The sequence below is a fragment of the Streptomyces sp. NPDC048411 genome (assembly GCF_040704695.1).
In the GTDB taxonomy this organism is placed as follows: domain Bacteria; phylum Actinomycetota; class Actinomycetes; order Streptomycetales; family Streptomycetaceae; genus Streptomyces.
In genome coordinates, this window is the sequence record NZ_JBEZKL010000009.1 from 1 (window position 1) to 26,387 (window position 26,387).

Here is a 26,387-nt window from a genome sequence, read left to right on the forward strand (position 1 = left end):
GGTGGTCGGTGCGTGCGATCGGCGTGCGGTGTCGCAGGTCATGTGGCGGAGCCACCTGTCCTGCGGCGCCGTGCGGCGAGCGTGCGTGCCGGGCGCCGGGGCGCAGGCGGGGAACTCAGAACAGGCCCTAGGGGGAGGACTCGCAGGGCGTCGGGAGCCCACTCCCTATCGCGGGGGAAACCGTCAGGCCGTGGGCCCCGAACCCGGCGCAGGACACCAGTCCTGCGCCCCCACCGCCTGCCGTGCCTCGGCCACCACGTCGGGATCGGTGACGAAGTGGGTGTCCTGCTCGGCCGACGCACCCCCGGCGCCTAGCGGTACCCAGCCGCCGCCACGCCGGGGCAGCGCCCTGGTCTTGGCGGAGAGGTGGACGGCGGCGGCTCCGGCGGAGGTCAGGGCCGGGATGTCGGCGGGGCGCACCCCGCCGCCGGCCATCACCTGCACCCCGGGGGCGGCGGCGGCCATCGCGGCGATCGTCTCCAGCCCCTCGGCCGCGGCGGGGGCGCCGCCCGAGGTGAGGACCCGGGTGAGGCCGAGCGAGGGCAGCAGTGCGGCGATGGCCACCGGGTCGGCGGACTGGTCGATGGCGCGGTGCAGGGTGATGTCCACCGGGCGGCCCGACGCGCGGGCCGCTTCGGCGAGCCGGGCGACCGCCACGGTGTCCAGGGCGCCGTCAGCGGTCAGCGCACCGATCACCACACCGGAGGCGCCGGAGGCGATGACGGACCGCACCTCGGCGGCCATCAGCGCGATCTCCTCCGCGTCATGGACGAAGTCGCCGGGCCGGCACCTGACCAGCACCTGTACCGGCAGCCCCGCCGCGGCGACCGCCTCCACCAGGGCTGCCGACGGGGTCAGGCCGCCCAGCTCCAGGGCGGCGCAGAGCTCGACGCGGTCGGCACCGTTCTCCCGGGCGACGCGGGCGCCGGCCGGTGACGTGACGGCGATCTCCAGGGCGGGGCGTGCGGTCACTCGTCGTCCCCGGTCAGCGGCTGGTCGAAGGCGGGGATGATGCGGGCCGACAAGTCCGGGTCGGCCATCTCGCGGTCGAAGGGGAACATCGGGCGGCGGATGCGATGGTGGCCCAGGCGTACCAGGTCCTGGTCCACACCGCCGGGGGTGAGCGCCATCTTCCAGCCGACCGACATGTCGAAGAGCTCGGGCTCCAGGTAGCCGATCTTCACGATCACGATGTCGGCGCCGCGCGGGTCGAGGTCCAGGTCGGTGAAGTCATGCTCGTGGTGGTAGGGCTTGCGCAGCTTGGTGAGGATCGCGTACACGCTGCCGACCCGGATGACGACCTCGGTCTCGGCGTCGCGGTCGCCGTGCCGAATGGCGTGCACCACACCGGTCAGGGTGACGGGGCCCGCGTGCCGGTCGTCCACCTCGGCACCGGCGGTGACCGTGACGGTGGCGCCGACGCCGGCGGCGACGGCGGTCTCGACGGCAGCCGGTCCGGGCACCGAGGCATAGATGACGGTCGGGCCGTCGTCCTTCTGGAACTCCGGGCGGCTCAGCAGCCGGGTCAGGCCCCAGGTCACGTCGCCGGCGCCGCCTGCGGTCGGGTTGTCCCCGGTGTCGCTGATGAAGTACGGGCGCTGGTCGGAGGCCAGGGCCTCGTCCAGGATGCCGTCGAAGGTGCCGGTCGGGGCAACGAAGTCGAAGTCGTCGCGGGCCTTCCAGAAGCCCTGGGCCAGGCGCTCGGAACCGGCCGACACGGCAGCCCGGTCGGTGCCGGTAACCACCACCACGGCGCGGTTGCGCGGCTCGTCGGCCCAGGCGTAGCCGACCCAAATCGCGGCGTCGATCACGCCGTCCATGGCCTCGACCTCGTCCACGGCCGCGTACACGCTCCTGGCCGGCTCGATCCGGGTGGAGGTCTGCTCGCCGGCCAGCAGCACCGGCACCGGCACCCAGGCCTTGACCGGGCGGGGCGCGCCGGAGACCAGCAGGTTCACCAGGTTGCGGACGGCCCGCTCCTTGGTCTCCATGTGGTCCTCGTGCGGGGCCATCCGGTAACAGGTGATCAGATCGCTGCCGTGGACGAGTTCGCGGGAGACGTTGCCGTGCAGGTCCATCGAGGTGGAGATGATCACGTCGGGGCCGACGGTGGCGCGGATGCGCTCCAGCAGGACCGCCTCGGCGTCGTCGACGCCCTCCACGGTCATGGCGCCGTGGATGTCGTACCAGAGGCCGTCCGGCTTGGGCAGCGCGGCGAGCCGCTCGATCAGCTCGTCGGTCAGCTCGGCCCAGGCAGCGGCGGTGACGGTGCCGCCCGGCAGCGACTTGCCGACCAGGGCGCCGTGCCAGTCGGCCGCCTCGCGCAGTTCCTCACCGGGCGTCAGGAAGGGGTAGCGGTCCAGCACCTCGGCGCCGCGCGAGGGGTGGAACGCGGGGGCCTGGGTGCGGGCGGGAGAGAAGGTGGACGACTCGATGCCGAGCCCGGCGATGGCAATGACCGGACGGGCTGCGGCGGTGCGGGATTGCGGCATGGCTCCTCGTAGGGGATGGGGTGTCAGGCGTGGCGGGGCGCCGGGGCACGGAATTGGTCGGTGCCGACGACGTCGCCCAGGGCGAGGGCCAGGGCGCGCTGCAGGGCGAACTGCCCGGCGCCGACCAGTCCGGCATCGGCGCCCAGGCTGGCCCGCTCGATGGTGAGGTGTTCGGTGACCAGCGGGTGGCAGCTCTCGTAGAGCTGGCTGCGCACGGCGGCGACGAACGGCTCCAGGGTGGAGAGGATGCCGCCGAGATAGACGGCGTTCGGGTTGAAGAAGTTGACGTTGGCGGCGAGCACTTGGCCGAGGTAGTCGCCGGCCCTGCGGACCGCGCGGGTGGCCTCCGGGTCCGCGTCGATCGCCAGTCGGGCCACGTCCTCGGTGCTGCTGACGTCGGCCCCGCGCTCGCGCAGGATACGGACCAGGGCGGCGCCGGATGCCACGGTTTCCAGGCAGCCGGTGTTGCCGCAGGAACAGGGGATGTCGGCGCCGCCGTCGATCCGGATGTGGGTGATGTCACCGGCGGCGCCGGTGGCGCCCCGGTAGAGACGTCCGTCGGCAATGACGCCGGCGCCGATCGCCGAGCCGATCTTCACCATGATCGTCTGCCGGTGCCCGGCGGGCCGTACGGTGTGCTCGCCGACCGCCATGCAGTTGGCGTCGTTGTCCACGGCGGCCGGGACGCCGAAGCGGTCCTCCAGCCAGGCGGTGACCGGGAAACGGTTCCAGCCCGGCATCCGGGACGGCAGGACGACCGAGCCCGACGCGATGTCCACCGGCCCGGGCAGCGAGAGCCCGACTCCGCGCAGCCGGCCGCGGCCGTGCTGCTCGGCCAGCGCCTCCAGAGTCTCGGCAAGCCGGGGCAGGGCCGCCTCGGGACCGTCGGCGATCACGAAGGGGACGGTCGAGACGTCGGTGAGACCGCCGCCGGGCAGCACCACACCGATCCGGGCGTGCCGGCCGCCGAGGTCGGCGGCGACGGCGAACTCGTCGCTGCTTCCCAGCCTCAGCGTTTTGCGGGGGCGTCCGCCGGTGGAGGACTGGGTGCCCTCCTCGGCGATCAGCCCGCGCTCCACCAGATGGGCCACGGTGAGAGAGATGGTGGAGGCGGCGGCCCCCAGCAGTCCGGCGAGTTCGGCGCGTGACGAGGCCTGGCCCGATGCGACGAGTTCCAGGACCCGCGTGGCGAGGGCCGGGGTGCCTTTCGTGGCCTTGCGGTCCCATGCACTTATTTCAGTCATGTACGAAGTAACTTCCGCAACGGTGTGTGTGGCGAAGACAATACGCCCGCGCCTGGCACGGGGGAACAGCTTCGCGAAGGAAGTGGGCCGCCCCTGAAACCCTTTCAATCCACCCAAATGCACCCATTGGAGAGGAGCGATCGGGGCGATCGGGCTTTTGTCAGAGCGGTAGTAACTTACTTGTTACTAATTCTTGTTTGTTTCTTCGGCGCGTCCGTCGTTAGCTGTCGTGAACGCAGTGCCGGTCCCGGGACAGATACGGGTCCTTTCACTCTGAGGAGAGTCATGTTCCTTGCTCGCACGGCGAACAGCCGCCGCTGGGCCCTCGTCGCGGGCGCCGCTGTCACCGCGGGCGCTCTGCTGACCGGTTGTTCCGGCGGCAACACGTCCTCGTCCGCGTCCGGCTCGTCGGACACCATCAACTACGCGCTGCCGGCCAACTTCACGCCGAACTGGATCCTCCCGGTCGGCACCGCCGCGCACCTGAACACCAACAACTCCTCCATATCCCAGGCCGTCTGGGAGCCGCTGATCGCGTTCGACGGCTCCACCGGCAACGTCGGCTGGAACAAGGACAACTCGCTGGCCACCGCCGCCGACTTCGCCAAGGACAGCAAGAGCGTCACGATCACGCTCGGCAACCGGCACTGGAGCGACGGCAAGCAGATCACCTCCCGCGACGTGGAGTTCTGGTTCAACCTGGTCAAGGCCAACAAGGCCGACTGGGCCAGTTACAGCCCGGGCAAGGCGCCTGACAACTGGACCTCGCTGAAGATCGTCGACGACACGCACTTCACCATCACTTTCGACCGGGCGTACAACCAGCAGTGGATGCTCGCCAACGAGTTGAGCATGATCCGCCCGATGCCGCAGCACGTCTGGGGCAAGACCAGTGACTCGGGCGCCGTGTCGGACCTCGACCGCACCACCGCGGGCGCCAAGAAGGTCTGGACGTACCTGAACGACGTTGCCAAGAAGATCTCCGGCTACGCCACCGACCCGCTCTGGAAGACGGTCAGCGGCCCGTACACCATCAAGTCGTTCTCCACGGCCGGCAAGGTCGAGCTGACCGCCAACGCCAAGTACGACGGCGGCGGCAAGGCCAACATCAAGAACGTGAACCTGCTTCCGTTCACCACCACGGACGCCGAGAAGAACGCTCTCCGGGCAGGCACGGTCGACTACGGCTACATCAACGCCACCGACCTCAGCCAGGAGTCGTCCTTCACCTCCAAGGGCTACACGGTGAAGCCGTGGTCCGGCTGGGCCATCACCTACATGCCCTACAACTTCAACAACCCCACCATGGGCCCGGTCTTCAAGCAGCTCTACGCCCGCCAGGCGATCCAGATGTCGGTGGACCAGACCACCCTCTCCAAGGTCGTCTTCAACGGCACCGCGGTCCCCACCTACGGCCCGATCCCGCAGGGCCAGGATTCGTCCTTCGTCTCGTCGGAGCAGAAGAACAACCCGTACCCGTTCTCCACCACCAAGGCGAGGAAGCTGCTGACCAGCCACGGCTGGACCGAGCAGAACGGCACCATGGTGTGCACCAGCCCGGGCACCGGCGACAGCCAGTGCGGCGCCGACGTGGACAAGGGCACCAAGTTCCGGATGCAGGTGCTCTCGCAGTCCGGTTCGACCGTGACCGACAACATGATGAGCGCTCTGCAGTCGTCGTTCGCCAAGACCGGCATCGACTTCACCATCAAGACCGCACCGGTCAACTCGGTCCTCTCGCAGGCCGGCCAGTGCACGGCCGACCAGGCCGGCTGCAAGTGGCAGCTGTCGTTCTTCGGTACCGCGGGCAGCTGGTACTTCCCGGCCTACCCGAGCGGTGACTCCCTCTTCGCCACCGGCGGCGGCTCCAACTTCGGCAGCTACTCCAACCCCGCCGTGGACAAGCTGATCACCCAGACCACCACCTCCTCCTCCAACGAGGCGGTGCAGAAGTACAGCGCCGCCCTGGCCAAGGACCTCCCGGTCATCTGGCTGCCGGAGCCGGACTACCAGGTCTCCGTGGTCAAGAAGGGCCTGGGCGGCTTCGCCCAGGACTCGCTTGCCAACTTCCACCCGGCCATGTGGAAGTGGACCACCAAGTGAGCCCGGTCGGTGACCGCGCGTTCCACTGAGCCGAAGCGACCGGAAAACACATGAGTACTTCCTCGTACCTGATCAGGCGGGTCCTCCAAGCCGTCGTGGTGATCGTCATCGTGACGATCGTGGTCTTCGGTCTGCTGCACGCCCTGCCCGGGGGTCCCGCTCGCGGGATCCTCGGCCCGCAGGCCACGGCGCAGCAGATCACGTCCTTCAACCACGAGCAGGGCCTCGACAAGCCACTCCCCGTGCAGTACTTCTACTACCTGAACCAGCTGCTGCACGGCGACCTCGGCACCTCGTACACCCTCAATGAGCCGGTCTCCCAGCTCATCACCGAGCGGCTGGGCAAGACCCTGGTCCTCACCGCCCTGTCGGCGATCGTCGGCCTCGTGCTGGCCATCCCACTGGGCATGTGGCAGGCCGTCCGGCGCAACAAGCCCGTCGACTACGTCATCACCACGCTGAGCTTCATCGCCTACTCCACACCCGTGTACTTCCTCGGGCTGATCCTGGTGCTGGTGTTCAGTCAGGCGCTGCCGTGGTTCCCGTCCCAGGCCCCGCAGGGGGACACGCTCGCCCAGGTGCTCTCCGACCCGCAGGCGCTGGTGCTGCCGGTGATCGCCGGTGCCGCCTCGATGATCGCGGTGTTCAGCCGCTACATGCGGGCGGCCACCCTGGAGAACCTCTCCGAGGACTACGTCAGGACGGCGCGGGCCGGCGGCTCCCGCTCCCGCGCCATCCTGTGGCGGCATGTGTTCCGCAACTCGCTGACGCCGGTGATCGCCATGCTCGGCTACTACGTGCCGGTGCTGTTCGGCGGCGCCCTGGTGGTCGAGCAGCTCTTCAACTACCCCGGCATGGGCCTGCTCTTCTGGACCGCCGCGCAGTCCTCCGACTACCCGGTGCTGCTGGGCTGTGTGCTGGTCATCGCGATCGCCACGGTGGTCGGCACGCTGCTCGCCGACATCGTCCAGCGGATCATCGACCCCCGAGTGAAGGCAGGCCGGGCATGAGCGCCGTCATCCAGCCGGGCCAGGCGTCCGGCACGGCCACCGCCGCCGCTGCGGTCTCCGGCTCCCGGCTCGCCGTCCGGCGCTTCCTGCGCAACCGGCTCGCCGTGGTCGGGCTCGGCGTCGTGGTCTTCTTCTTCCTGTTCTGCTTCGTCGGTCCGCTGGTGTACTCCACCGACCAGACCCACACGATGCTCCAGCAGGTCAACCTCGCCCCCAGCGGTTCGCACTGGCTCGGCACCGACGCGGTCGGCCACGACGAGCTGGGCCGGCTGATGTACGGCGGCAAGGTGTCGCTGATCGTCGGCCTCGCCGCGGGCATCCTGGCCACCGTCATCGGCACCCTGTGGGGCGCCGCCGCCGGCTATGCGGGCGGCTGGATCGACGCGGTCATGATGCGGATCGTGGACGCGGGGATCGCCATCCCGGCGCTCTTCATCCTGCTGGTGGTTTCGGCCATCACCACCCCGGGCCTGACCGGGCTGATCGTCATCCTGGGCTTCGTCTCCTGGCTGGTGCCGTCCCGGCTGATCAGGGCCGAGACGCTGACCCTGAAGAACCGCGACTACGTCCTGACGCTGCGGGCCATCGGCGGGACGCACACCCGGGCGATCACCCGGCACATCCTGCCGAACTCGGTCTCGACCGTCATCGTCGCGACCACCTTCCAGATCGCCGACGCCATCCTGCTGGTCGCCTACGTCTCCTACCTGGGCCTGGGCGTCCAGCCGCCCGCCACCGACTGGGGCGGCATGCTCTCGGCCGGTCTCACCGCCGCCTACTCCGGCTACTGGTGGCTCATCCTGCCGCCGGGCCTGGCCATCATCCTGGTGGTCTGGGCGTTCAACGCGATCGGGGACGGACTCCGCGACGCATTCGACGTGAGGGGACGCGGATGACCGCCACCCAGGGCTCCGCCGCCCCGTCGGCCGGGCCGATTCTCGAACTCGACGACCTCGGCGTCATCTTCACCACCGAGACCGGCGAGGTGCCGGCCGTCCGGAACGTCTCCCTGCACGTCAGCCCCGGCGAGACGCTCGCCCTGGTCGGCGAGTCGGGCTCCGGCAAATCCACCATCGCGCTGGCCGCGATGGGCCTGCTGGCCGGCAACGCCCGTACCACCGGCTGCGCCACCATCGCCGGCACCCAGGTGGTCGGTGCCCATGAGGCCGACCTGGCGGCGCTGCGCGGCCGGACCGTCTCCATGGTGTTCCAGGAGCCGGCCACCGCGCTGGACCCGCTGACCCGGATCGGCAAGCAGATCGCCGAGGTGATCCGCAACCACCGAGAGGTGTCCGCCAAGGACGCCGCAGCCGAGGCCGTCGAACTCCTCCGCAAGGTCGGCATCCCCGAGCCGGAGAGGCGGGCCACCGCCTACCCCTTCCAGCTCTCCGGCGGACAACGCCAGCGGGTGGTCATCGCCATGGCCATCGCCAACGAGCCCGCCCTGCTGATCGCCGACGAGCCGACCACCGCGCTGGACGTCACGGTGCAGGCCGAGATCCTCGACCTGCTGCGCCGGCTCGCCGTCGAGACCGGCACCGGCGTCCTGCTGGTCACCCACAACATGGGCGTGGTCGCGGACTTCGCCGACCGGGTCGCCGTGATGTACCACGGCGAGATCGTGGAGACCGGGCCGGTCGAGGACGTGCTGCTCCGCCCGTCCCACGACTACACCAAGCGGCTGCTGGCCGCGGTGCCCCGGCTGTCGGTCGCCGAGGCGGGCCGGCCGGCGGCGCCGGCCGCCACCACCCGCCCGGACACCCAGCCAGTGGTCGAACTCCGCGACATCTCCGTGGTGTTCGGCCGTGGCAAGGGCGCCGTGCGGGCTCTGGACGGGGTCTCGCTCGCCGTCCACGCCGGGGAGACCCTGGGCCTGGTGGGCGAGTCGGGCTCCGGCAAGTCAACGGCTTCCCGGGTCGCGCTCGGTCTGATCCCGCCGACTTCCGGCACCGTCTCGCTGTTCGGCACCGACCTGGCCGGCACCCGGTCCCGGGCCCGCCGGGCACTGCGGGCCGGTATCGGTGTGGTCCTCCAGGACCCGGTGGCCTCGCTGGACGCCCGGATGACGGTCGGCGAGTGCATCGCCGAACCGCTCAGGGTGCACCGCCGCGAGCTCTCCGCCAAGGACCGCCAGAGCAAGGTCGCCGCCGTCCTCGACCGGGTCCGGCTGCCGCGTGAACTCGCCCGGCGCGCCCCACGTGAGCTGTCCGGCGGTCAGCGCCAGCGGGTCAGCCTGGCCCGCGCCCTGGTCCTGGAGCCCCGGCTGCTGGTCGCCGACGAGCCCACCAGCGCGCTCGACGTGAGCGTGCAGGAGGCGGTGCTCGAAGTGATCTCCGAGCTCCAGGACGAGCTGGGCTTCGCCTGTCTCTTCGTCTCCCACGACCTGGCCGTCGTACAGCACTTCGCCCAGCGCGTCGTGGTGATGCGGGCCGGCCGGGTCGAGGAGCAGGGCGCCACCGGCGCGACCCTGCTGCACCCGGAGACCGACTACACCCGCCGGCTGCTGGCCGCCGTGCCGGTGCCCGACCCGGTGATCCAGCGCGGCCGCAGAGCCGAACGCCTGGCCACCCTCGCGGCCGGCCGGACGGAGGCCCAGGGATGAGCGCCCATGACCGTACGCTCTTCGCCGGAGTGGACATCGGCGGCACGACCACCCAGGTGGTGCTCTGCGACGAGGACCTGACCGTGCTGGACCGCGCCGAGGTGGCGACCCCGGCGGCCGACGGCGGCCAGGCCATGATCGGCGCGGCCCTGGGCGCGCTGGCCCCGCTGCTGGAGCGCACCCCCGGCCGCCTCGCCGGTGGCGGGGTCGGCGCAGCCGGCCTGGTGGACTCCGCCACCGGCCGCATCCTGGTGGCCAGTGACTCTTTCACCGGCTGGGCCGGCTTCGCGGTGACGGATGCCGTCGAGGAGGCGCTGGGCGTCCCGGTCTTCCTGGACAACGACGTCAACGCCTTCCTCTACGGGGAGGTGTCCGGCGGCGCCGTGCGCGGCGAGTCGGACGTCCTCGGGATGACCCTGGGCACCGGGGTCGGTGGCGCGCTGTGGACCGGCGGCGCGCTGTTCACCGGGCCGCACGGCGCGGCCGGCGAGATCGGGCACATCCCCGGCTTCGGTGATCTGCTCTGCTCGTGCGGCGGCCGGGGCCATCTGGAGACCCTGGCCTCCGGCCGTTCCATCGGCGCCCGTTACGCGGACCGCACCGGCCGCCGGCTGACCGCCCGCGAGGTCGCACAGGCCGCCGGCCGCGGTGACCAGGACGCCCTCGCGGTGTACCGGGCCGCCGGTGCCGGAATCGCCCGGGCGATCGTAATGACGGCCGGCGTCGTGGACATCACCACGGTGGTGGTCGGCGGTGGGGTCAGCCGCGCCTGGCCCCTGCTGGAACCCCTCATCCTGGAGTCGCTGGCCGCCGACCCTCCGGTCAGCGGCCACCCGGTCCGGCTGGTCAGGGCAGCCCTGGCTGCCGACGCGGTACCGGTCGGCGCCGCGGCCCGGGCCCGACGGGAGCTGGCGGCGAAGGTCGGGGTCTGAGGGCGCCCGGCCGAAACCGGCGAGCCGCGGATCAGGGCCGCCGTCGTCGAGGCCAAGGGCCGGCAGTCCTGACCACAGGATGTACGAAACGGGCCGGTGTCCGCCGCGGGGTGCGGACACCGGCCCGCAGCCCTTCCACGTGACCGACCCCACCCCCCACTGCGTCAAAACTCCCGCAACAATGAAACCGTGATCACTTCGCCGCCACGGAGCACCCACCGACGCGCCGAGCACGCTTCGACGCCGTACGTCGACCTGTCGCGCGCCGAGTGGAGCGCCCTGCGCGACAAGACGCCTCTGCCGCTGACCGCCGACGAGGTGGAGCAGCTGCGCGGGCTCGGGGACGTCATCGACCTCGACGAGGTACGGGACGTCTACCTGCCACTCTCCCGCCTCCTCAACCTCTACGTCCAGGCCACCTCCGGCCTGCGCGGCGCCCTGAACACCTTTCTCGGGGACGCGGGCAACGGCCACGGCGAGCAGCGGGGCACCCCGTTCGTCATCGGCGTCGCCGGCAGCGTCGCCGTCGGCAAGTCCACCAGTGCCCGTATCCTCCAGGCGCTGCTCGCCCGCTGGCCCGAGCACCCCCGGGTGGAGCTCGTCACCACGGACGGGTTCCTGCTGCCGATGAAGGAGCTCCGGGCGCGCGGGTTGATGTCGCGCAAGGGGTTCCCCGAGTCGTACGACCGGCGCGCCCTGACCCGTTTCGTCGCCGACATCAAGGCCGGCAAGGACGAGGTGACGGCGCCCGTCTACTCGCACCTGATCTACGACATCGTGCCGGGCGAGCGGCTCACCGTACGCCGCCCCGACATCCTGATCGTCGAGGGCCTCAACGTGCTGCAGCCCGCGCTCCCCGGCAAGGACGGCCGCACCAGGGTCGGGCTCGCCGACTACTTCGACTTCAGTGTGTACGTGGACGCGCGCGCCGAGGACATCGAGACCTGGTACCTCAACCGCTTCCGCACGCTGCGCGAGACGGCCTTCCAGAACCCGTTCTCGTACTTCCGCAAGTACACCCAGGTCTCCGAGGAGGAGGCCATGGAGTACGCCCGCACCATGTGGCGGACCATCAACAAGCCCAATCTGCTGGAAAATGTGGCACCCACACGCGGCCGTGCCACTCTGGTGCTGCGCAAGGGCCCGGACCACAAGGTCCAGCGTCTCTCGCTGCGCAAACTCTGAGTCCCCCGAGCCTCCCCCGGAGTGTCCGCGTGCTGCATCTGCGCCTGATCGTCCCTCACGGCCGCACGGACGAGGTGGTGCACGTCGTGCAGCACACCGTCGGCGCCACGCATCTGGTGGTCATGCCCGGTGTCGCCCTCGACCCCGCGGGCGATGTCGTGACGTGCGACGTGGCGCGCGAGGCGGGCGACGAGCTGATCGCATCACTGCGCGAGCTCGGCATCGACGAGTCCGGCTCGATCAGCGTCGAGGAAACGGACCTGACGCTCTCCGCGCATGCCGACCGGGCCGAGGAGGAGGCGCCGGGCGAGGGCGCGGACGCGGTGCTGTGGGAGGAGCTGGCGGACGCGACCCACGAGGAGTCGACGCTCAGCGTCACCTACCTGGCGTTCCTCACGATCGCCACGATGCTCGCGGCCTGCGGTGTGATGCTGGACAACGCGATCCTGATCGTGGGCGCCATGGCGGTGGGCCCGGAGTTCGGGCCACTGGCCGGCATTTCCACGGCGCTGGTGCAGCGCGCCCCGCGGCTGGTGTGGCGGTCGCTGTGGGCGCTGGTCGGCGGGTTCGCCGTAGCGATGGTCCTGACGGCCGGGTTCGCCTGGATGATGAACAGCCTCGGGCTGTTCACGGAGGCGATGATCGAGGCGAAGCGGCCCAATACGGCGTTCATCTGGCAGCCGGACTGGATGTCGTTCGTGGTGGCGTTCCTGGCGGGTATCGGCGGGACGCTCTCCCTCACCTCTGCGAAGTCGGGGGCGCTGATCGGCGTCGCGATCTCGGTGACAACGGTGCCCGCGGCCGCCAATGCGGCGGTGGCCTTCAGCTACCAGGACCTTTCCCAGACGTGGGGTTCGGTGGGCCAGCTGGCGGCGAACCTCAGCGGGATCGTGCTCGCGGGCACGCTGACCCTGCTGGTCCTCAAGGCGCTGTGGGCGATGCACCGGCGTCGGATCCGGGCTGCCTGACGCGACGGCCCGGAGCCGGCGACCGTCCTTCGGCTGTCGCCCGGCACCGGCCGCACACGACGCCGCCCGGCGCCCCTCCAGGAGGAACACCGGGCGGCACCTCACCCTCGTACGGCGAAACCTCGCACGGCGAAGGTCACCCCAGGGCGGACTTCACCACGTCGGCCAGCCGCCCTGCCACCGACCGTGCCTGCTCGATGTCGGCCGCCTCGACCATGACCCGCACCAGCGGCTCGGTGCCCGACTGGCGCAGCAGTACGCGCCCGGTGTCGCCCAGCTCGCGCTCGGCCTCCTCGACCGCGGCGGCCAGCTCCGGGGAGGTGTCGACCCGGGACTTGTCGACGTCCGGGACATTGACCAGGATCTGCGGGAGCCGCTGCATGACACCGGCCAGGTCGGCGAGCGTACGGCCGGTGGCGACGACCCGGGCCGCCAGCATCAGGCCCGTCAGTGTGCCGTCACCGGTCGTGGCGTGGTCGAGGACGATGACATGGCCGGACTGCTCGCCGCCCAGCGCGTAGCCCTCCGCCTTCATCGACTCCAGGACGTATCGGTCACCGACGGCGGTCTGGACGAGGTGAATGCCCTCCCGCTCCATGGCGATCTTGAAGCCGAGGTTGGACATGACCGTGCCGACCACGGTGTCCTTGCGCAGCTGTCCGGCCTCGCGCATGGCGAGGGCCAGCACGGCCAGGATCTGGTCGCCGTCGACCTCCTCGCCCGAGGCGTCCACGGCGAGGCAGCGGTCGGCGTCGCCGTCGTGCGCGATACCGAAGTCGGCGCCGTGCTCGACGACGGCGATCTTCAGCAGCTCCAGGTGGGTGGAGCCGCAGCCGTCGTTGATGTTCAGGCCGTTCGGATCGGCCCCGATGGTGACGACCTCGGCGCCGGCCCGGGCGAATGCCTCGGGCGAGACCCGGGCGGCCGCGCCGTGCGCCTCGTCGAGGACGACCTTCAGCCCGTCGAGCCGGTTCGGCAGGACCGCGACGAGGTGGGCCACGTACCGGTCGAAGCCCTCGGTGTAATCCGTGACCCGTCCCACACCGGCACCGGTCGGACGCGCCCACGGCTCACCGGTGCGGTGCTGCTCGTAGAGCGTCTCGATCCGGTCCTCCAGCGCGTCGGCGAGCTTGTGACCACCGCGGGCGAAGAACTTGACACCGTTGTCCGGCATGGCGTTGTGACTGGCGGAGAGCATCACGCCGAGGTCGGCGCCCAGCGCGCCGGTGAGGTACGCCACCGCGGGGGTGGGCAGCACACCGACGCGCAGGACGTCCACGCCCGCGCTCGCCAGACCGGCCACCACGGCGGCCTCCAGGAACTCTCCGGACGCGCGGGGGTCACGGCCCACCACCGCGGTCGGCCGATGCCCCTCAAGGATGCCCGTCTCGGCGAGCACATGCGCCGCAGCGACCGACAGACCGAGCGCGAGCTCAGCCGTCAGGTCCGCATTGGCAACGCCGCGCACGCCGTCGGTGCCGAAGAGTCGTCCCACTGGTGTCCTCCGAAGATGCTCCGAAACCGAACTGCGAAAACAAAACACGTCATGACAGGCATGACCCAGAACGACGCAAGGCAACAAAGAACCGTGCCAAGCACGGCGGGCCTATGAACGTCTGATGCCGTTATACGCCTGTGGGTGCCAATAAACGAACGCCCCGGGGGCACAGGGAGTGCCTCCGGGGCGAACGTGTACAGCAGATGAGCAGGCGGATTAGCGCTTGCTGTACTGCGGAGCCTTACGGGCCTTCTTGAGACCGGCCTTCTTGCGCTCGACCGCACGGTCGTCGCGGGAGAGGAAGCCGGCCTTCTTCAGCGGGGCGCGGTTGTTGTCCACGTCCGCCTCGTTCAGCGCACGGGCGACACCGAGGCGCAGGGCACCGGCCTGACCCGAGACGCCGCCACCCGCGATGCGGGCGATGACGTCGTAGCGGTTGTCGAGCTCGAGCACCTTGAAGGGCTCGTTGACTTCCTGCTGGTGCACCTTGTTGGGGAAGTAGTCCTCAAGGGTGCGACCGTTGATCTTCCACTTGCCGGTGCCCGGAACGATCCGGACGCGGGCAATGGCGTTCTTGCGACGGCCAAGGCCGGCGGCAGGCTGCGGCTCGCCGAAGCGGGACGCCAGCGACTCGCTGGTGTACTCGCCCTCGACGGGAACCTCCGATTCGAAGGTGGTCACCTCGGCGTAGACCTCTTCGCCCTCGGTGCCCTCGATGGGGTTCTCAACAGTGGTCTCGGCCACGATTCTCCTCAGATCTTTCTTTACGTCTTAGGGGGAGGCCGGAACTACTGCGCGACCTGGGTGATCTCGAACGGGACCGGCTGCTGCGCAGCGTGCGGGTGCTGGTCGCCCGCGTAGACCTTGAGCTTCGAGAGCATCTGACGGCCCAGGGTGTTCTTGGGGATCATGCCCTTGATGGCCTTCTCGACAGCCTTCTCCGGGTTCTTGGAGAGGAGCTCGTCGTAACGCACGGAGCGCAGACCACCCGGGAACCCGGAGTGGCGGTACGCCATCTTCTGGGTCTTCTTGTTGCCGGAAAGGTGAACCTTGTCGGCGTTGATGATGATGACGAAGTCGCCCATGTCCATGTGGGGGGCGTAAATCGCCTTGTGCTTGCCTCGGAGGAGGTTCGCAGCCGTGGTGGCCAGACGACCCAGGACGATGTCCTGCGCGTCAATGATGTGCCACTGGCGCGTCACATCGCCGGGCTTGGGGCTGTACGTACGCACTTCGTAGCCTTCGCTTCTTCAGTGGATGAGGTCCAGACACATGGCACCCCTGAAGCGATCATGCAGCTGGGGCTCACAATGCCGGGAACGCTGCCCGTATGCGAGCCACTGGTAACTGCTCCAGAGAACCTACGTAAGGGCTCTTCGCGTGAGAACGACGAAGCCGATACGTATAACAACCCCCGACAGTACCCGCCCCGCCCGGGACGGGTCAAAACGCGCCGGCCCTAGCGCTCCCGCTCCACCCGCCGCTCGTCCCACACCGGCTCCGCCGTCTCCCGCACCACCCCGTCCGACCCGAACACCAGGTACCGGTCGAAGGACTTCGCGAACCACCGGTCGTGCGTGACGGTCATCACGGTCCCGTCGTACGCCTCGAGCCCGTCCTGCAGCGCCTCCGCCGACTCCAGGTCCAGGTTGTCCGTCGGCTCGTCCAGCAGCAGCGCCGTGGTTCCCGCCAGCTCCAGCAGCAGGATCTGGAACCGCGCCTGCTGCCCGCCGGACAGCTTCTCGAAGGGCTGGTCGCCCTGCCGCTCCAGTTCGTACCGGCGCAGTACGGACATCGCCCCGCCTCGGTCCTTCGCATGCTCCGTCCACAGGATCTCGACGAGCGTGTGCCCCATCAGCTCCGGATGGGCGTGCGTCTGCGCGAAATGCCCGGGCACGACCCGTGCACCGAGCTTCCACTCCCCCGTGTGCGCGACGGGTTCCCCGGCCAGCAGCCGCAGGAAGTGCGATTTGCCCGACCCGTTCGACCCAAGGACGGCGACCCGCTCCCCGTAGAAGATCTCCAGATCGAACGGCTTCATCAGCCCGGTCAGCTCCAGCCCCTTGCAGGTCACCGCCCGCACCCCGGTCCGGCCACCGCGCAGCCGCATCTTGATGTCCTGCTCGCGCGGCGGCTCCGGCGGGGGCCCGGCCTCCTCGAACTTCCGCAGCCGGGTCTGCGCCGCCTGGTAGCGCGAGGCCAGCTCGTGGCTGATCGACGCCGCCTGCCGAAGGCTGAGCACCAGCTTCTTCAGCTGGGCGTGCTTCTCGTCCCAGCGTCGCTTCAGCTCCTCGAACCGGGCGAACCGGTCCTTGCGGGCCTCGTGGTACGTGTCGAAACCGCCGCCGTGCACCCACACGTCGCTGCCCGCCGGACCGGGCTCCACGCTGACGATCTTCTCCGCCGCCCGGGACAGCAGCTCCCGGTCGTGCGAGACGAAGAGGACCGTCTTACGGGTCTCCTTGAGCTTCCCCTCCAGCCACCGCTTGCCGGGCACGTCGAGATAGTTGTCCGGCTCGTCGAGCAGCAGCACCTCGTCGGGCCCGCGCAGCAGCGCTTCGAGCACGAGCCGCTTCTGCTCACCACCACTGAGCGTGCGGACCTCGCGCCACTGCGCCTTCTCGTACGGGACGCCGAGCGCGGCCATGGTGCACATGTCCCAGACGGTCTCGGCCTCGTACCCGCGGGCCTCCGCCCAGTCGCTGAGGGCCTGTGCGTACGCCATCTGCGCGGCCTCGTCGTCGACGGTGAGGATCAGCTCCTCGGCCTTGTCGACGGCCTGCGCCGCCTCCCGGATGCGGGGCTGGGCGACGGAGACGAGGAGGTCGCGGACCGTACGTTCGTCCCGCACCGAGCCCACGAACTGCGGCATCACGCCGAGTCCGCCGCTCACCGACACCGTGCCGCCGTGCGGCTGGATCTCCCCGGACAGCAGCCGCAGCAGCGTCGTCTTCCCGGCGCCGTTCGCCCCCACGAGGGCGACGACGGCCCCGTCCGCGACCCGGAACGAAGCATCGCCGAGCAGCACCCGCCCGTCCGGTAGGTAGTACTCCAGGTGGCCTGCTTCAAGATGTCCCATGCACAGCATTGTCACGGCCCGCGAAGCCCTGGCCCAACCGGTTTATGCCTCCTCTAGGATTCGCCGCATGAGCTTTGGGCAAGGGGGGCCCTCCTGGGGGCCCGGAGGCAATCACACTCCGGACTGGGCAGCGCTGGCCGATGCATCCGCCGCGCGGAGCCGTCGCAAGAAATGGCTGATGGTCGGCGGCGGCGCCCTCGCCACCGCCGCGATAGCGGCGATCGTCGCCACAGCCGTCATCTCGACCAACAACAACGACGGCTCCACCGGCTCGGGCAAGAACGCGAGCCAGTTGCCGCGACCCGCCGATCTGCCGACCGACTCGGCGGAGCCCGAGCCGTCTTTCTCCACGGTGGCGCCTCCGCCCCCGCCGGACCCGAAGGACTACATATCCGATGTGAAGAAGGACAGGGCGCCGATCTCCGTCGACTCCTTCTACCCCGGCAGGAAGCTGACGATGGGCGACCGCGTCTACGTCAAGGGCGCCACGCACCGCACGACGAACTGCGCCGCGACCACCCAGGGCGCGCTCGGCTCAGTCCTCACGAACAACGGCTGCGACCAGGTCATCCGCGCCACGTACAGCAAGGCGGGGGTCGCCGTCACCGTCGGCGTCGCGGTCTTCGAGACGGAGGCGCAGGCCAAGAAGGCGGCGCAGCAGGCGTCCGGCGGTCTGGCGTCGCTGAGCGGTGCGGGCGTGCCGACCTTCTGCCGCGGTGGTTCCGTCTGCCGCCGCACCGCCAACTCGTACGGCCGTTACGCCTACTTCACCATCGGGGGCTTCACCAACGGCAAGAACGTCACCAAGGCCGACAAGAACGTCTTCGCGGTCGGCGACGACCTGACGGATTTCACGTTCCGTCAGATCCGCCACCGTGGCGAGGTCCAGGCCTCGGCGGCGGCGACCGCGCCCACCAGCTGACAGGACCGCAGGAGTCGGTGGCGGCCGCCGCGGGCTTCGCCGACCAGCCCCACCTCCTCGGGGCGGCCGGCACCCTCATCGGCCGCGCCCCGGCCTCGCTCGGACGCGTTGCCGCACCGGAACGTCACCGACAGGGCCGACGCACGGCGGCGACGCGCGCATCGAGGAGGTCCGGAGGCAGCGGACGGCACCGCCCCTCAGCAGCAGCCGCCCCCCGGCAGCGTCCGCACGTTGCGTGCTTCCTTGTTGCGCGCGGCGAGCAACTCGTCAGCCGGGTAGGCGACTTCCTCCAGCGTCAGCCCGTGCGGCCGCACCACGTGCACCCCCGGGTCCCGCACCCCCACCGCCAGCACCTGGGCCGGCCACGGGTCGGGGCGGCGCCCGTCCCCCACGAACAGCATGGCGCCGACCAGCGCGCGCACCATGTTGTGGCAGAAGGCATCGGCCTGCACGGTCCCCGTGATGACTCCGGACGCCTCGTCCCGTACCCAACTCAGCTTCTGCAGCGTACGGATGGTCGTCGCACCCTCGCGCTTCCTGCAGTAGGCGGCGAAATCGTGCTCCCCGACCATCCTGGCCGCGGCCGCGTTCATCGCGTCCACGTCCAACGGCCGGTCGTGCCAGAGCACATGTCCGCGAGTCAGGGGATCCGCACCGCCGGGCCGGTCCGAGATCCGGTACGCGTACCGCCGCCACAGCGCCGAGAAACGTGCGTTGAACCCCGCCGGAGCCTCGGCCACCCGCCAGATCCGTACATCGGGGGCCATCCGGCCGGCCAACCGACGCAGCAGCAGCGCACCGTGCTCGGCCCACACCTCGTCCGGCAGATCGACATGCGCGACCTGACCGCGGGCATGCACCCCGGCATCGGTGCGCCCGGCGACCGTCAGGTCGTACGTCCGCTCGGACCGCGTCACGGTACGCAGCGCGTCCTCGATCTCCCCCTGCACCGTGCGCCGCGCCGTCTGCTTCGCCCAGCCGGAGAAGTCCTTGCCGTCGTAGGCCAGGTCCAGCCGCACCCGCACGAAACCGGGCTCTACTTCGTCACTCACCCAACGATCCTCTCAAGCCTGAACGTACGGAACGGGCCCGCACCGCCCCGAAGGGTGATGCGGGCCCGTCCAGTGGTCTCAGAACGCTCAGGCGTCCTTGGACTCCGCGTCGGCCTCGGCCGGCTTGGCGTCCTCGACGACCTCGGCGGACTCGTCCTTCTTGAGGGAGTCCTCCTTGACCGCACGCTTCGTCGCGGCCTCGGCCTCACCGGTGGCCTGCTGCGCCACGGTCAGCGCCTCGACCAGCTCGATGACGGCCATCGGGGCGTTGTCGCCACGACGGTTGCCGATCTTGGTGATGCGCGTGTAACCACCGGGGCGGTTCTCGTAGCGCGGGGCGATCTCGGTGAAGAGCGTGTGCACGATGCTCTTGTCCGTGATCGTCTGCAGAACGAGGCGACGGTTGTGGATGTCGCCCTTCTTCGCCTTGGTGATCAGACGCTCGGCGACCGGACGCAGGCGGCGGGCCTTGGCCTCGGTCGTCGTGATGCGGCCGTGCTCGAACAGCGACTTCGCGAGGTTCGCGAGAAGCAGACGCTCGTGCGCGGCGCTGCCGCCCAGACGGGCACCCTTTGCGGGACGCGGCATGGTGTTTCTCCTTGTGTGCTGCACCGGCCGTATCAGGTACCGGTGTCAGTTCCCGTGAAGCGGCCGCCTCACGGAAGATCATGGGCCATCCGGACACCAACCAGGCCGATGAGATCAGTCATCGGCCAAAATCGAGCCCGTCGAGGGGGTCCCCCCATGCCCTTGAGGCCATGGGGGAGATTGAGGACAAAACCCTCACCCCGGTCCGGGGCGCCCGAAAAAACCAGGCACCCCAGCCGGAGGCGTACTAGTACTGCTCGGTCTCGACGAAGCCCGCGTCCGCGTCGTCGTCGGCGCCGAAGGCGTCGGCGGCAGCGGTCGGGTCGAATCCGGGCGGGCTGTCCTTGAGCGCCAGGCCCATACCGGCCAGCTTCGCCTTGACCTCGTCGATCGACTTCGCACCGAAGTTGCGGATGTCGAGCAGGTCGGCCTCCGAGCGCGCCACGAGCTCACCCACGGAGTGGATGCCCTCACGCTTGAGGCAGTTGTACGAACGGACCGTGAGCTCCAGCTCCTCGATCGGCAGCGCCAGATCGGCAGCGAGCGCGGCGTCCGTCGGCGACGGGCCCATGTCGATGCCCTCGGCGTCGATGTTGAGCTCGCGGGCCAGACCGAACAGCTCGACCAGGGTCTTACCGGCCGACGCCATGGCGTCACGCGGACGCATGGCCTGCTTGGTCTCGACGTCGACGATCAGCTTGTCGAAGTCGGTGCGCTGCTCGACACGGGTCGCCTCGACCTTGTACGTGACCTTGAGCACCGGCGAGTAGATGGAGTCGACCGGGATACGGCCGATCTCCTGGCCCGCCTGCTTGTTCTGGACGGCGGAGACGTAGCCGCGACCGCGCTCGACGGTCAGCTCCATCTCCAGCTTGCCCTTGCCGTTCAGGGTGGCGAGGACCAGGTCCGGGTTGTGGACCTCGACACCGGCCGGCGGGGCGATGTCAGCAGCGGTGACCAGGCCGGGACCCTGCTTGCGCAGGTACATCACGACCGGCTCGTCGTGCTCCGAGGAGACGACCAGCTGCTTGATGTTGAGGATGAGGTCGGTGACGTCCTCCTTGACACCCGGCACGGTGGTGAACTCGTGCAGGACACCGTCGATCCGGATGCTGGTGACAGCAGCGCCAGGGATCGAGGAGAGGAGCGTGCGGCGGAGAGAGTTACCGAGGGTGTAGCCGAAGCCCGGCTCCAGCGGCTCGATCACGAACCGGGAGCGGAACTCGTCGACGACCTCTTCGGTCAGCGACGGACGCTGAGCGATAAGCATGCTGTGGTCCTTCAGTCGTGGGCGCCCACTATTTGACGCCCCCAGATACTGACAAGGGTACGGGCGGCACGACCCGAAAGAGCCGTACCGCCCGGACCCGCGAGCTCTCCTACTTGGAGTAGAGCTCGACGATCAGCTGCTCCTGCACCTGGGTGTCGATCACCTGGCGCTCGGGCAGGGAGTGCACGAGGATCCGCAGCGTCGACGGCACGGCTTCGAGCCATGCCGGGACGGTGCGCTCGCCGGCCTCGGCCTGGGCCACCTGGAAGGGGGTCAGGGCCTTGGACTTCTGGCGGACCTCGATGACGTCGTTCACGGCGACACGGGCCGACGGGATGTCGGTCTTCGTGCCGTTCACGGCGATGTGTCCGTGACGCACCAGCTGACGGGCGTGGTCGCGGGACTTGGCGAAGCCGGCCCGGTAGATCACGTTGTCGAGGCGGGTCTCAAGGATGCGCAGAAGGTTCTCACCGGTCTTGCCGGTCTTCTGGTTCGCTTCCTTGTAGTAGTTCACGAACTGCTTCTCAAGGACACCGTAGATCCGCGAGCACTTCTGCTTCTCACGAAGCTGAAGAAGGTACTCGCTGTCCTTGGTGCGCCCGCGTCCGTGCTCACCCGGGGGGTAAGGACGGATCTCGATCGGGCACTTCGCGCTCTCGCACTTGCTGCCCTTAAGGAACAGCTTCTGCTTCTCCCGACGGCAACGCTTGCAGTCGGCCCCGGTGTATCGCGCCATTTTCCAGTTGTCTCCGTTGCTTCAGTGCGTCAGACGCGACGGCGCTTGGGCGGCCGGCATCCGTTGTGCGGAGTGGGGGTGACGTCCTGGATCGAACCGACCTCGAGGCCAGTGGCCTGGAGGGAGCGGATCGCGGTCTCGCGGCCGGAGCCGGGACCCTTGACGAAAACGTCAACCTTGCGCATGCCGTGCTCCTGCGCGCGGCGGGCGGCCGACTCGGCGGCCATCTGCGCGGCGAAGGGGGTGGACTTGCGCGAGCCCTTGAAGCCGACGTGGCCGGCAGAGGCCCAGGAGATCACGTTGCCCGAGGGGTCCGTGATCGAAACGATCGTGTTGTTGAACGTGCTCTTGATGTGCGCGTGGCCGTGAGCAACGTTCTTCTTTTCCTTGCGACGCACCTTCTTGGCTGCGCCCTGACGTCCCTTGGGGGGCATGTCTTTACTCCAGATGGAGAGGGGAGGTGATCGGTCCTACAGCGAAGACCGCTGGATGCTGCGACGGCCCGGGGATCCGGACTGCCGCAGTGCGTCCGCTGAGGACTACTTCTTGCCCGGCTTCTTCTTACCGGCGATCGCGCGACGCGGACCCTTGCGGGTACGAGCGTTCGTGCTGGTGCGCTGGCCGTGGACCGGCAGGCCGCGGCGGTGACGCAGACCCTGGTAGCAGCCGATCTCGACCTTGCGGCGGATGTCGGCCTGAATCTCGCGACGGAGGTCACCCTCGGTGCGGAGGTTGGCGTCCACGTACTCGCGGATCTTGACCAGGTCCTCTTCGGCCAGGTCGCGAACGCGCGTGTTCGGGTTCACACCCGTGGTGGCGAGGATCTCCTTGGACCGGGTGCGCCCGATACCGAAGACGTAGGTGAGGGCAACCTCCACGCGCTTTTCGCGCGGGATGTCAACACCTGAAACGCGTGCCATTGAATGGCTCCAGTTGTTATGTCGGGGGTCTTCCGCAATACCACTCCCGGCCGCCGACCGCTCCCGAAAGGGAAGCGATGGTACGTCCGGGTCCCCGGCCCCCGCCGGAGGTGTCGTCAGCCGAAGCTTGGACGGGCACTGCGTATGTACGTATTACGTGCGTCGCGCGAAGTGCTGCGAGATGCAGGGGGTCGTGCGTCAGCCCTGGCGCTGCTTGTGGCGCAGGTTGTCGCAGATGACCATGACCCGACCGTGACGGCGGATCACCTTGCACTTGTCGCAGATCTTCTTGACGCTCGGCTTGACCTTCATGGGATGTCAGGTTCTCCGGGTCAGTGCCACCACCCCGCCGCAGCAGGGCGCGGGCAAGATCTACTTGTATCGGTAGACGATCCGGCCACGCGTCAGGTCGTACGGAGAGAGCTCCACCACGACCCGGTCATCCGGAAGGATACGGATGTAGTGCATCCGCATCTTGCCGCTGATGTGCGCGAGGACCTTGTGACCGTTCTGGAGTTCCACCTTGAACATGGCGTTCGGGAGGGACTCGATCACGGTGCCCTCAATTTCGATGGCACCTTGCTTCTTGGCCACGCTTCGCCTTTCGAATCGGCTACCTTGATCGACTCTCTGCTCCGCATGCGGACACACGGATGCACAAGAGCCGACGAGTCAGTCTACGTCAGCGGACCCCAAAAGACGAATCCGTCAAGTTTGCCCACCGGAGGAGATCCTTAGACCGACCGGGGGCGCGTTCTCAGCGGGTGGGGCCCTCAGCCCAGCGGGTCCGGCGCGGCCTGGATCCCGTACTCCGCCAGTTTCGCGCGGCCGCAGTCGGGGGCCGTCAGGACCAGTGGGCCCTGCTCGGTCAAGGCGATCGAGTGCTCCCAGTGCGAGGACCAGGTGCCGTCGGTCGTGATGACCGTCCAGTTGTCCTCGAGCACCTCGGTCCGCGGCGTACCGAGCGAGACCATCGGCTCGATGGCCAGGCAGACGCCGGGAACCAGCTTGATGCCCTTGCCGCGCTTGCGCGCGACGTAGTTCAGCAGGTGCGGGTCCATGTGCATCTCGGTACCGATGCCGTGGCCGCCGTAGTCCTCGATGATCCCGTACTTGCCGGTGGCCGGACGCGGCTGGCGGCGGATGTAGGACTCGATCGCCTTCGAGATGTCGACGAGGCGGTTGTTCACCTTCATCGCCGCGATCCCGGCCCACATGGACTCCTCGGTCACCCGGGACAGCTCGATGAGCTCCGGAGCGTGACCGGTGCCGACGAACGCCGTGTACGCCGCGTCGCCGTGCCAGCCGTCCACGATCGCGCCGGCGTCGATGGAGATGATGTCGCCGTCCTTGAGGACGGTCTTCTCGTCCGGGATGCCGTGCACGACGACCTCGTTGACCGAGGCGCAGATGGTCGCGGGGAACCCGCCGTACCCGAGGAAGTTCGACTTCGCACCGTGGTCGGCGATCACCTTGCGTGCGACCTGGTCCAGGTCGTGAGTGGTGGCGCCGGGCACCGCCGCCTCGCGGGTGGCGGCGTGAATGGCAGCGACCACCAGCCCCGCCTCACGCATCTTCGCGATCTGCTCGGGGGTCTTGATCTGCACCATTGCGCGGCGCCTCTCTGCATCGAACGGGAACGGGTGTGCGGCGTACTCCACGATACGGCGCAAACAGTCGGCCGCGGCGCCCAAGGACGCCGCGGCCGTCTGTACAGGTGTTGCGCGTGTTCCTCAGTCCTCGCGGACCTTCTTGAGGGCTTCCATCGACCGCTTGGTCACGTCCTCGACCTTGCCGAGCGCCGAGATCGTCACCACCAGGCCCTGGGCCCGGTAGTAGTCGATGATCGGCTCGGTCTGGGTGTGGTAGACCTCGAGCCGGGTCCGGACCGTGTCCTCCGTGTCGTCGTCGCGCTGGTACAGCTCGCCGTCGCAGGCGTCGCAGACACCCTCGGTCTTCGGCGGGTTGTACGTCACGTGGAAGACGTGCGCACTGTCGTTGCGGCAGATACGCCGGCCCGCGATGCGCTTGACGACCTCGTCCTCGGGGACCTCCAGGTCGAGAACCGCGTCCAGCGTCACGCCCTCGCTCTTGAGCATCTCGTCGAGCGCCTCGGCCTGGCCCACGTTGCGCGGGAAGCCGTCGAGCAGGAAGCCGTTCACGGCGTCCGGCTGGGACATGCGGTCCTTGGCCATCGCAATGGTGACCTCGTCCGGCACCAGCTGCCCCGCGTCCATGTAGGCGCGGGCCCGCTTGCCAAGGTCAGTGCCCTGGCTGATGTTGGCGCGGAAGAGATCGCCCGTGGAGATGTGCGGAATCGACAGGTTCTTGGCAAGGTACGCAGCCTGCGTTCCCTTGCCGGCACCGGGCGGCCCGACGAGGACGATTCGCATCAGCGGAGGAACCCTTCGTAATTGCGCTGCTGGAGCTGACTCTCAATCTGCTTCACGGTCTCCAGACCCACACCCACGATGATGAGGATGCTCGTCCCGCCGAACGGGAAGTTCTGGTTGGCTCCACCGAAGCCTGCCAACGCCATCGTCGGCACGAGAGCGATCAGACCCAGGTACAGCGAGCCCGGCCAAGTGATCCTGTTGAGCACGTAGCTCAGGTACTCGGCAGTAGGTCGACCAGCCCGGATACCCGGGATGAACCCACCATACTTCTTCATGTTGTCGGCGACTTCCTCGGGGTTGAACGAAATCGCCACATAGAAGAAGGCGAAGAACACGATCAACAGGAAGTACGCCGTGATGTAGTACGGGTGGTCGCCCTTGACGAAGTTGTCCTTGATCCATGTGGCCCAGCCCGCAGTGGAGTTGGAGAACTGGACGATCAGGGCCGGAATGTAGAGCAGCGAAGAAGCGAAGATGACGGGAATCACACCCGCCTGATTCACCTTCAGCGGGATGTACGTGGACGTACCGCCGTACGACCTGCGGCCGATCATGCGCTTCGCGTACTGCACCGGGATACGGCGCTGGGCCTGCTCGACGAAGACCACGAGGGCCACCATGACGAAGCCGACCAAGATGACGGTGCCGAACTCGATCCAGCCGTCCGCCAGCTTGCCGCTCTGCTTGATGGCCCACAGGGAGCCGGGGAAGCTGGCAGCGATCGAGATGAACATCAGGATCGACATGCCGTTGCCGATGCCGCGGTCGGTGATGAGCTCACCGAGCCACATGACGGCAGCGGTGCCCGCGGTCATGGTGATCACCATGACGACGGTCGTGAAGATCGAGTGGTTCGGAACGATCTGGTCGGCGACCGGGCAGCCGCTGAACAGCGCGCCGCTGGTGGCGGTGGCCACCAGGCCGGTGCCCTGGAGGATGGCGAGCGCGACGGTCAGATAACGCGTGTACTGCGTGATCTTGGCCTGGCCGGACTGCCCCTCCTTCTTGAGCGCCTCGAGTCGGGGAATGACCACGGTCAGCAGCTGAAGAATGATGCTGGCCGTGATGTACGGCATGATGCCGAGCGCGAAGATCGTGATCTGCAGCAGTGCACCACCGCTGAACATGTTCACCAGGCCGAAGAGGCTGTTGTTGCCCTTGCTGGCCTGGTCAACACAGGTCTGGACGTTCTCGTAGCTCACTCCCGGTACCGGGATGTGCGCCCCGAGCCGGTAGAGCACGATGATGCCGAGCGTGAAGAGCAGCTTCTTGCGCAGGTCGGGCGTCTTGAACGCCCGGGCGAACGCGGTGAGCACGGTGCCTCCTGCGACCCCCGCGCAGAGCGAGAGGTGACGGTCTTGAGGATCGACAAATACGAAAGAGTCAAAGA

The 26,387-nt window shown here is 68.9% G+C and carries 26 protein-coding genes; 8 read left to right on the forward strand and 18 right to left on the reverse strand.

The features are described 5' to 3' along the window. Window positions 1-183 precede the first annotated feature (183 nt). The 3 genes from AB0915_RS05410 to AB0915_RS05420 are packed head-to-tail and all read right to left on the reverse strand — an operon-like array spanning window position 184 to window position 3,736. Entirely contained in the window at window positions 184-972 is a 789-nt protein-coding gene (locus AB0915_RS05410) for a copper homeostasis protein CutC (RefSeq protein WP_366689834.1), read from the reverse strand. Further along, window positions 969-2,492, reverse strand: coding sequence for a M81 family metallopeptidase (locus AB0915_RS05415; protein ID WP_366689835.1), 1,524 nt, complete (start codon window positions 2,490-2,492; stop codon window positions 969-971). The genes AB0915_RS05410 and AB0915_RS05415 overlap by 4 nt, the downstream gene beginning before the upstream one ends. A gap of 23 nt (window positions 2,493-2,515) precedes the next feature. After that, window positions 2,516-3,736, reverse strand: a complete 1,221-nt coding sequence (locus AB0915_RS05420; RefSeq protein WP_366689836.1) for an ROK family protein — start codon at window positions 3,734-3,736, stop codon at window positions 2,516-2,518. A gap of 285 nt (window positions 3,737-4,021) precedes the next feature. Between AB0915_RS05420 and AB0915_RS05425 the strand changes: the two genes are divergently transcribed. From AB0915_RS05425 to AB0915_RS05455, 7 genes are all read left to right on the forward strand, one after another. Next, complete coding sequence (locus AB0915_RS05425; RefSeq protein ID WP_366689837.1) at window positions 4,022-5,839, forward strand: peptide ABC transporter substrate-binding protein; 1,818 nt, start codon at window positions 4,022-4,024, stop codon at window positions 5,837-5,839. 50 nt (window positions 5,840-5,889) lie between these two features. Beyond that, on the forward strand, window positions 5,890-6,849 hold the full coding sequence (locus AB0915_RS05430) for an ABC transporter permease (RefSeq protein WP_366689838.1): 960 nt from the start codon (window positions 5,890-5,892) through the stop codon (window positions 6,847-6,849). Then, window positions 6,846-7,745 (forward strand): ABC transporter permease, encoded by a 900-nt coding sequence (locus tag AB0915_RS05435; RefSeq protein WP_366689839.1) that lies wholly within the window; start codon window positions 6,846-6,848, stop codon window positions 7,743-7,745. Before AB0915_RS05430 ends, AB0915_RS05435 begins: the two co-directional genes overlap by 4 nt. After that, window positions 7,742-9,451, forward strand: coding sequence for an ABC transporter ATP-binding protein (locus AB0915_RS05440; RefSeq protein ID WP_366689840.1), 1,710 nt, complete (start codon window positions 7,742-7,744; stop codon window positions 9,449-9,451). Before AB0915_RS05435 ends, AB0915_RS05440 begins: the two co-directional genes overlap by 4 nt. Further along, window positions 9,448-10,383, forward strand: coding sequence for an ROK family protein (locus tag AB0915_RS05445; protein ID WP_366689841.1), 936 nt, complete (start codon window positions 9,448-9,450; stop codon window positions 10,381-10,383). The genes AB0915_RS05440 and AB0915_RS05445 overlap by 4 nt, the downstream gene beginning before the upstream one ends. 189 nt (window positions 10,384-10,572) lie before the next feature. After that, window positions 10,573-11,568 carry a type I pantothenate kinase gene (gene coaA / locus AB0915_RS05450; protein ID WP_366689842.1) on the forward strand — a complete coding sequence of 332 codons (996 nt, stop codon included), beginning with the start codon at window positions 10,573-10,575 and terminating at the stop codon, window positions 11,566-11,568. Window positions 11,569-11,597: 29 nt separating this feature from the next. Beyond that, on the forward strand, window positions 11,598-12,536 hold the full coding sequence (locus tag AB0915_RS05455) for a DUF389 domain-containing protein (protein WP_366689843.1): 939 nt from the start codon (window positions 11,598-11,600) through the stop codon (window positions 12,534-12,536). A 136-nt stretch (window positions 12,537-12,672) separates the two neighbouring features. On the opposite strand, the gene glmM is transcribed toward AB0915_RS05455, so the two are convergent. From glmM to AB0915_RS05475, 4 genes are all read right to left on the reverse strand, one after another. After that, a complete protein-coding gene (gene glmM, locus AB0915_RS05460; protein ID WP_366689844.1) occupies window positions 12,673-14,031 on the reverse strand; it encodes a phosphoglucosamine mutase in 1,359 nt (452 codons plus the stop codon). 219 nt (window positions 14,032-14,250) lie between these two features. After that, the gene (gene rpsI, locus AB0915_RS05465) at window positions 14,251-14,778 is read right to left on the reverse strand and encodes a 30S ribosomal protein S9 (protein ID WP_358861585.1); all 528 of its coding nucleotides are present in this window, start codon (window positions 14,776-14,778) and stop codon (window positions 14,251-14,253) included. A gap of 44 nt (window positions 14,779-14,822) precedes the next feature. Then, complete coding sequence (gene rplM / locus AB0915_RS05470) at window positions 14,823-15,266, reverse strand: 50S ribosomal protein L13 (RefSeq protein WP_018960214.1); 444 nt, start codon at window positions 15,264-15,266, stop codon at window positions 14,823-14,825. A gap of 227 nt (window positions 15,267-15,493) precedes the next feature. Continuing rightward, on the reverse strand, window positions 15,494-17,122 hold the full coding sequence (locus AB0915_RS05475; protein WP_366689895.1) for an ATP-binding cassette domain-containing protein: 1,629 nt from the start codon (window positions 17,120-17,122) through the stop codon (window positions 15,494-15,496). A gap of 58 nt (window positions 17,123-17,180) precedes the next feature. Between AB0915_RS05475 and AB0915_RS05480 the strand changes: the two genes are divergently transcribed. Next, entirely contained in the window at window positions 17,181-18,035 is an 855-nt protein-coding gene (locus AB0915_RS05480) for a hypothetical protein (RefSeq protein ID WP_366689845.1), read from the forward strand. Between the two features lie 197 nt (window positions 18,036-18,232). On the opposite strand, the gene truA is transcribed toward AB0915_RS05480, so the two are convergent. The 11 genes from truA to secY form a co-directional block, all read right to left on the reverse strand. Continuing rightward, window positions 18,233-19,087, reverse strand: a complete 855-nt coding sequence (gene truA, locus AB0915_RS05485) for a tRNA pseudouridine(38-40) synthase TruA (RefSeq protein WP_366689846.1) — start codon at window positions 19,085-19,087, stop codon at window positions 18,233-18,235. A gap of 87 nt (window positions 19,088-19,174) precedes the next feature. Further along, on the reverse strand, window positions 19,175-19,675 hold the full coding sequence (gene rplQ / locus AB0915_RS05490; protein WP_266982582.1) for a 50S ribosomal protein L17: 501 nt from the start codon (window positions 19,673-19,675) through the stop codon (window positions 19,175-19,177). A gap of 247 nt (window positions 19,676-19,922) precedes the next feature. Beyond that, entirely contained in the window at window positions 19,923-20,945 is a 1,023-nt protein-coding gene (locus AB0915_RS05495) for a DNA-directed RNA polymerase subunit alpha (RefSeq protein WP_024755423.1), read from the reverse strand. Window positions 20,946-21,054: 109 nt separating this feature from the next. Beyond that, a complete protein-coding gene (rpsD, locus tag AB0915_RS05500) occupies window positions 21,055-21,681 on the reverse strand; it encodes a 30S ribosomal protein S4 (RefSeq protein WP_366133251.1) in 627 nt (208 codons plus the stop codon). Between the two features lie 29 nt (window positions 21,682-21,710). Further along, on the reverse strand, window positions 21,711-22,115 hold the full coding sequence (rpsK, locus tag AB0915_RS05505) for a 30S ribosomal protein S11 (RefSeq protein ID WP_003956432.1): 405 nt from the start codon (window positions 22,113-22,115) through the stop codon (window positions 21,711-21,713). Between the two features lie 105 nt (window positions 22,116-22,220). Further along, window positions 22,221-22,601 carry a 30S ribosomal protein S13 gene (gene rpsM / locus AB0915_RS05510; protein WP_018519286.1) on the reverse strand — a complete coding sequence of 127 codons (381 nt, stop codon included), beginning with the start codon at window positions 22,599-22,601 and terminating at the stop codon, window positions 22,221-22,223. A gap of 198 nt (window positions 22,602-22,799) precedes the next feature. Then, the gene (gene rpmJ, locus AB0915_RS05515; protein WP_003956441.1) at window positions 22,800-22,913 is read right to left on the reverse strand and encodes a 50S ribosomal protein L36; all 114 of its coding nucleotides are present in this window, start codon (window positions 22,911-22,913) and stop codon (window positions 22,800-22,802) included. 60 nt (window positions 22,914-22,973) lie between these two features. Beyond that, window positions 22,974-23,195: a translation initiation factor IF-1 gene (gene infA, locus AB0915_RS05520; protein WP_003956442.1), complete on the reverse strand. Its 222-nt coding sequence runs from the start codon at window positions 23,193-23,195 to the stop codon at window positions 22,974-22,976. 179 nt (window positions 23,196-23,374) lie between these two features. Further along, on the reverse strand, window positions 23,375-24,211 hold the full coding sequence (gene map, locus AB0915_RS05525; RefSeq protein ID WP_358856907.1) for a type I methionyl aminopeptidase: 837 nt from the start codon (window positions 24,209-24,211) through the stop codon (window positions 23,375-23,377). Window positions 24,212-24,334: 123 nt separating this feature from the next. Continuing rightward, complete coding sequence (locus AB0915_RS05530) at window positions 24,335-24,994, reverse strand: adenylate kinase (RefSeq protein ID WP_366689847.1); 660 nt, start codon at window positions 24,992-24,994, stop codon at window positions 24,335-24,337. After that, the gene (secY, locus tag AB0915_RS05535; RefSeq protein WP_358856905.1) at window positions 24,994-26,313 is read right to left on the reverse strand and encodes a preprotein translocase subunit SecY; all 1,320 of its coding nucleotides are present in this window, start codon (window positions 26,311-26,313) and stop codon (window positions 24,994-24,996) included. The genes AB0915_RS05530 and secY overlap by 1 nt, the downstream gene beginning before the upstream one ends. Window positions 26,314-26,387: the final 74 nt, after the last annotated feature.

What these genes read in the sequence shown, in the direction of transcription:
- AB0915_RS05415 (WP_366689835.1), bottom strand. Translation starts at nt 2,492, where the DNA reads ATGCCGCAATCCCGCACCGCCGCAGCCCGTCCGGTCATTGCCATCGCC.
- AB0915_RS05420 (WP_366689836.1), bottom strand. Translation starts at nt 3,736, where the DNA reads ATGACTGAAATAAGTGCATGGGACCGCAAGGCCACGAAAGGCACCCCG.
- AB0915_RS05425 (WP_366689837.1), top strand. Translation starts at nt 4,022, where the DNA reads ATGTTCCTTGCTCGCACGGCGAACAGCCGCCGCTGGGCCCTCGTCGCG.
- AB0915_RS05430 (WP_366689838.1), top strand. Translation starts at nt 5,890, where the DNA reads ATGAGTACTTCCTCGTACCTGATCAGGCGGGTCCTCCAAGCCGTCGTG.
- AB0915_RS05435 (WP_366689839.1), top strand. Translation starts at nt 6,846, where the DNA reads ATGAGCGCCGTCATCCAGCCGGGCCAGGCGTCCGGCACGGCCACCGCC.
- AB0915_RS05440 (WP_366689840.1), top strand. Translation starts at nt 7,742, where the DNA reads ATGACCGCCACCCAGGGCTCCGCCGCCCCGTCGGCCGGGCCGATTCTC.
- AB0915_RS05445 (WP_366689841.1), top strand. Translation starts at nt 9,448, where the DNA reads ATGAGCGCCCATGACCGTACGCTCTTCGCCGGAGTGGACATCGGCGGC.
- AB0915_RS05475 (WP_366689895.1), bottom strand. Translation starts at nt 17,122, where the DNA reads ATGCTGTGCATGGGACATCTTGAAGCAGGCCACCTGGAGTACTACCTA.
- AB0915_RS05480 (WP_366689845.1), top strand. Translation starts at nt 17,181, where the DNA reads ATGAGCTTTGGGCAAGGGGGGCCCTCCTGGGGGCCCGGAGGCAATCAC.
- rplQ (WP_266982582.1), bottom strand. Translation starts at nt 19,675, where the DNA reads ATGCCGCGTCCCGCAAAGGGTGCCCGTCTGGGCGGCAGCGCCGCGCAC.
- AB0915_RS05495 (WP_024755423.1), bottom strand. Translation starts at nt 20,945, where the DNA reads ATGCTTATCGCTCAGCGTCCGTCGCTGACCGAAGAGGTCGTCGACGAG.
- rpsD (WP_366133251.1), bottom strand. Translation starts at nt 21,681, where the DNA reads ATGGCGCGATACACCGGGGCCGACTGCAAGCGTTGCCGTCGGGAGAAG.
- rpsK (WP_003956432.1), bottom strand. Translation starts at nt 22,115, where the DNA reads ATGCCCCCCAAGGGACGTCAGGGCGCAGCCAAGAAGGTGCGTCGCAAG.
- rpsM (WP_018519286.1), bottom strand. Translation starts at nt 22,601, where the DNA reads ATGGCACGCGTTTCAGGTGTTGACATCCCGCGCGAAAAGCGCGTGGAG.
- rpmJ (WP_003956441.1), bottom strand. Translation starts at nt 22,913, where the DNA reads ATGAAGGTCAAGCCGAGCGTCAAGAAGATCTGCGACAAGTGCAAGGTG.
- map (WP_358856907.1), bottom strand. Translation starts at nt 24,211, where the DNA reads ATGGTGCAGATCAAGACCCCCGAGCAGATCGCGAAGATGCGTGAGGCG.
- AB0915_RS05530 (WP_366689847.1), bottom strand. Translation starts at nt 24,994, where the DNA reads ATGCGAATCGTCCTCGTCGGGCCGCCCGGTGCCGGCAAGGGAACGCAG.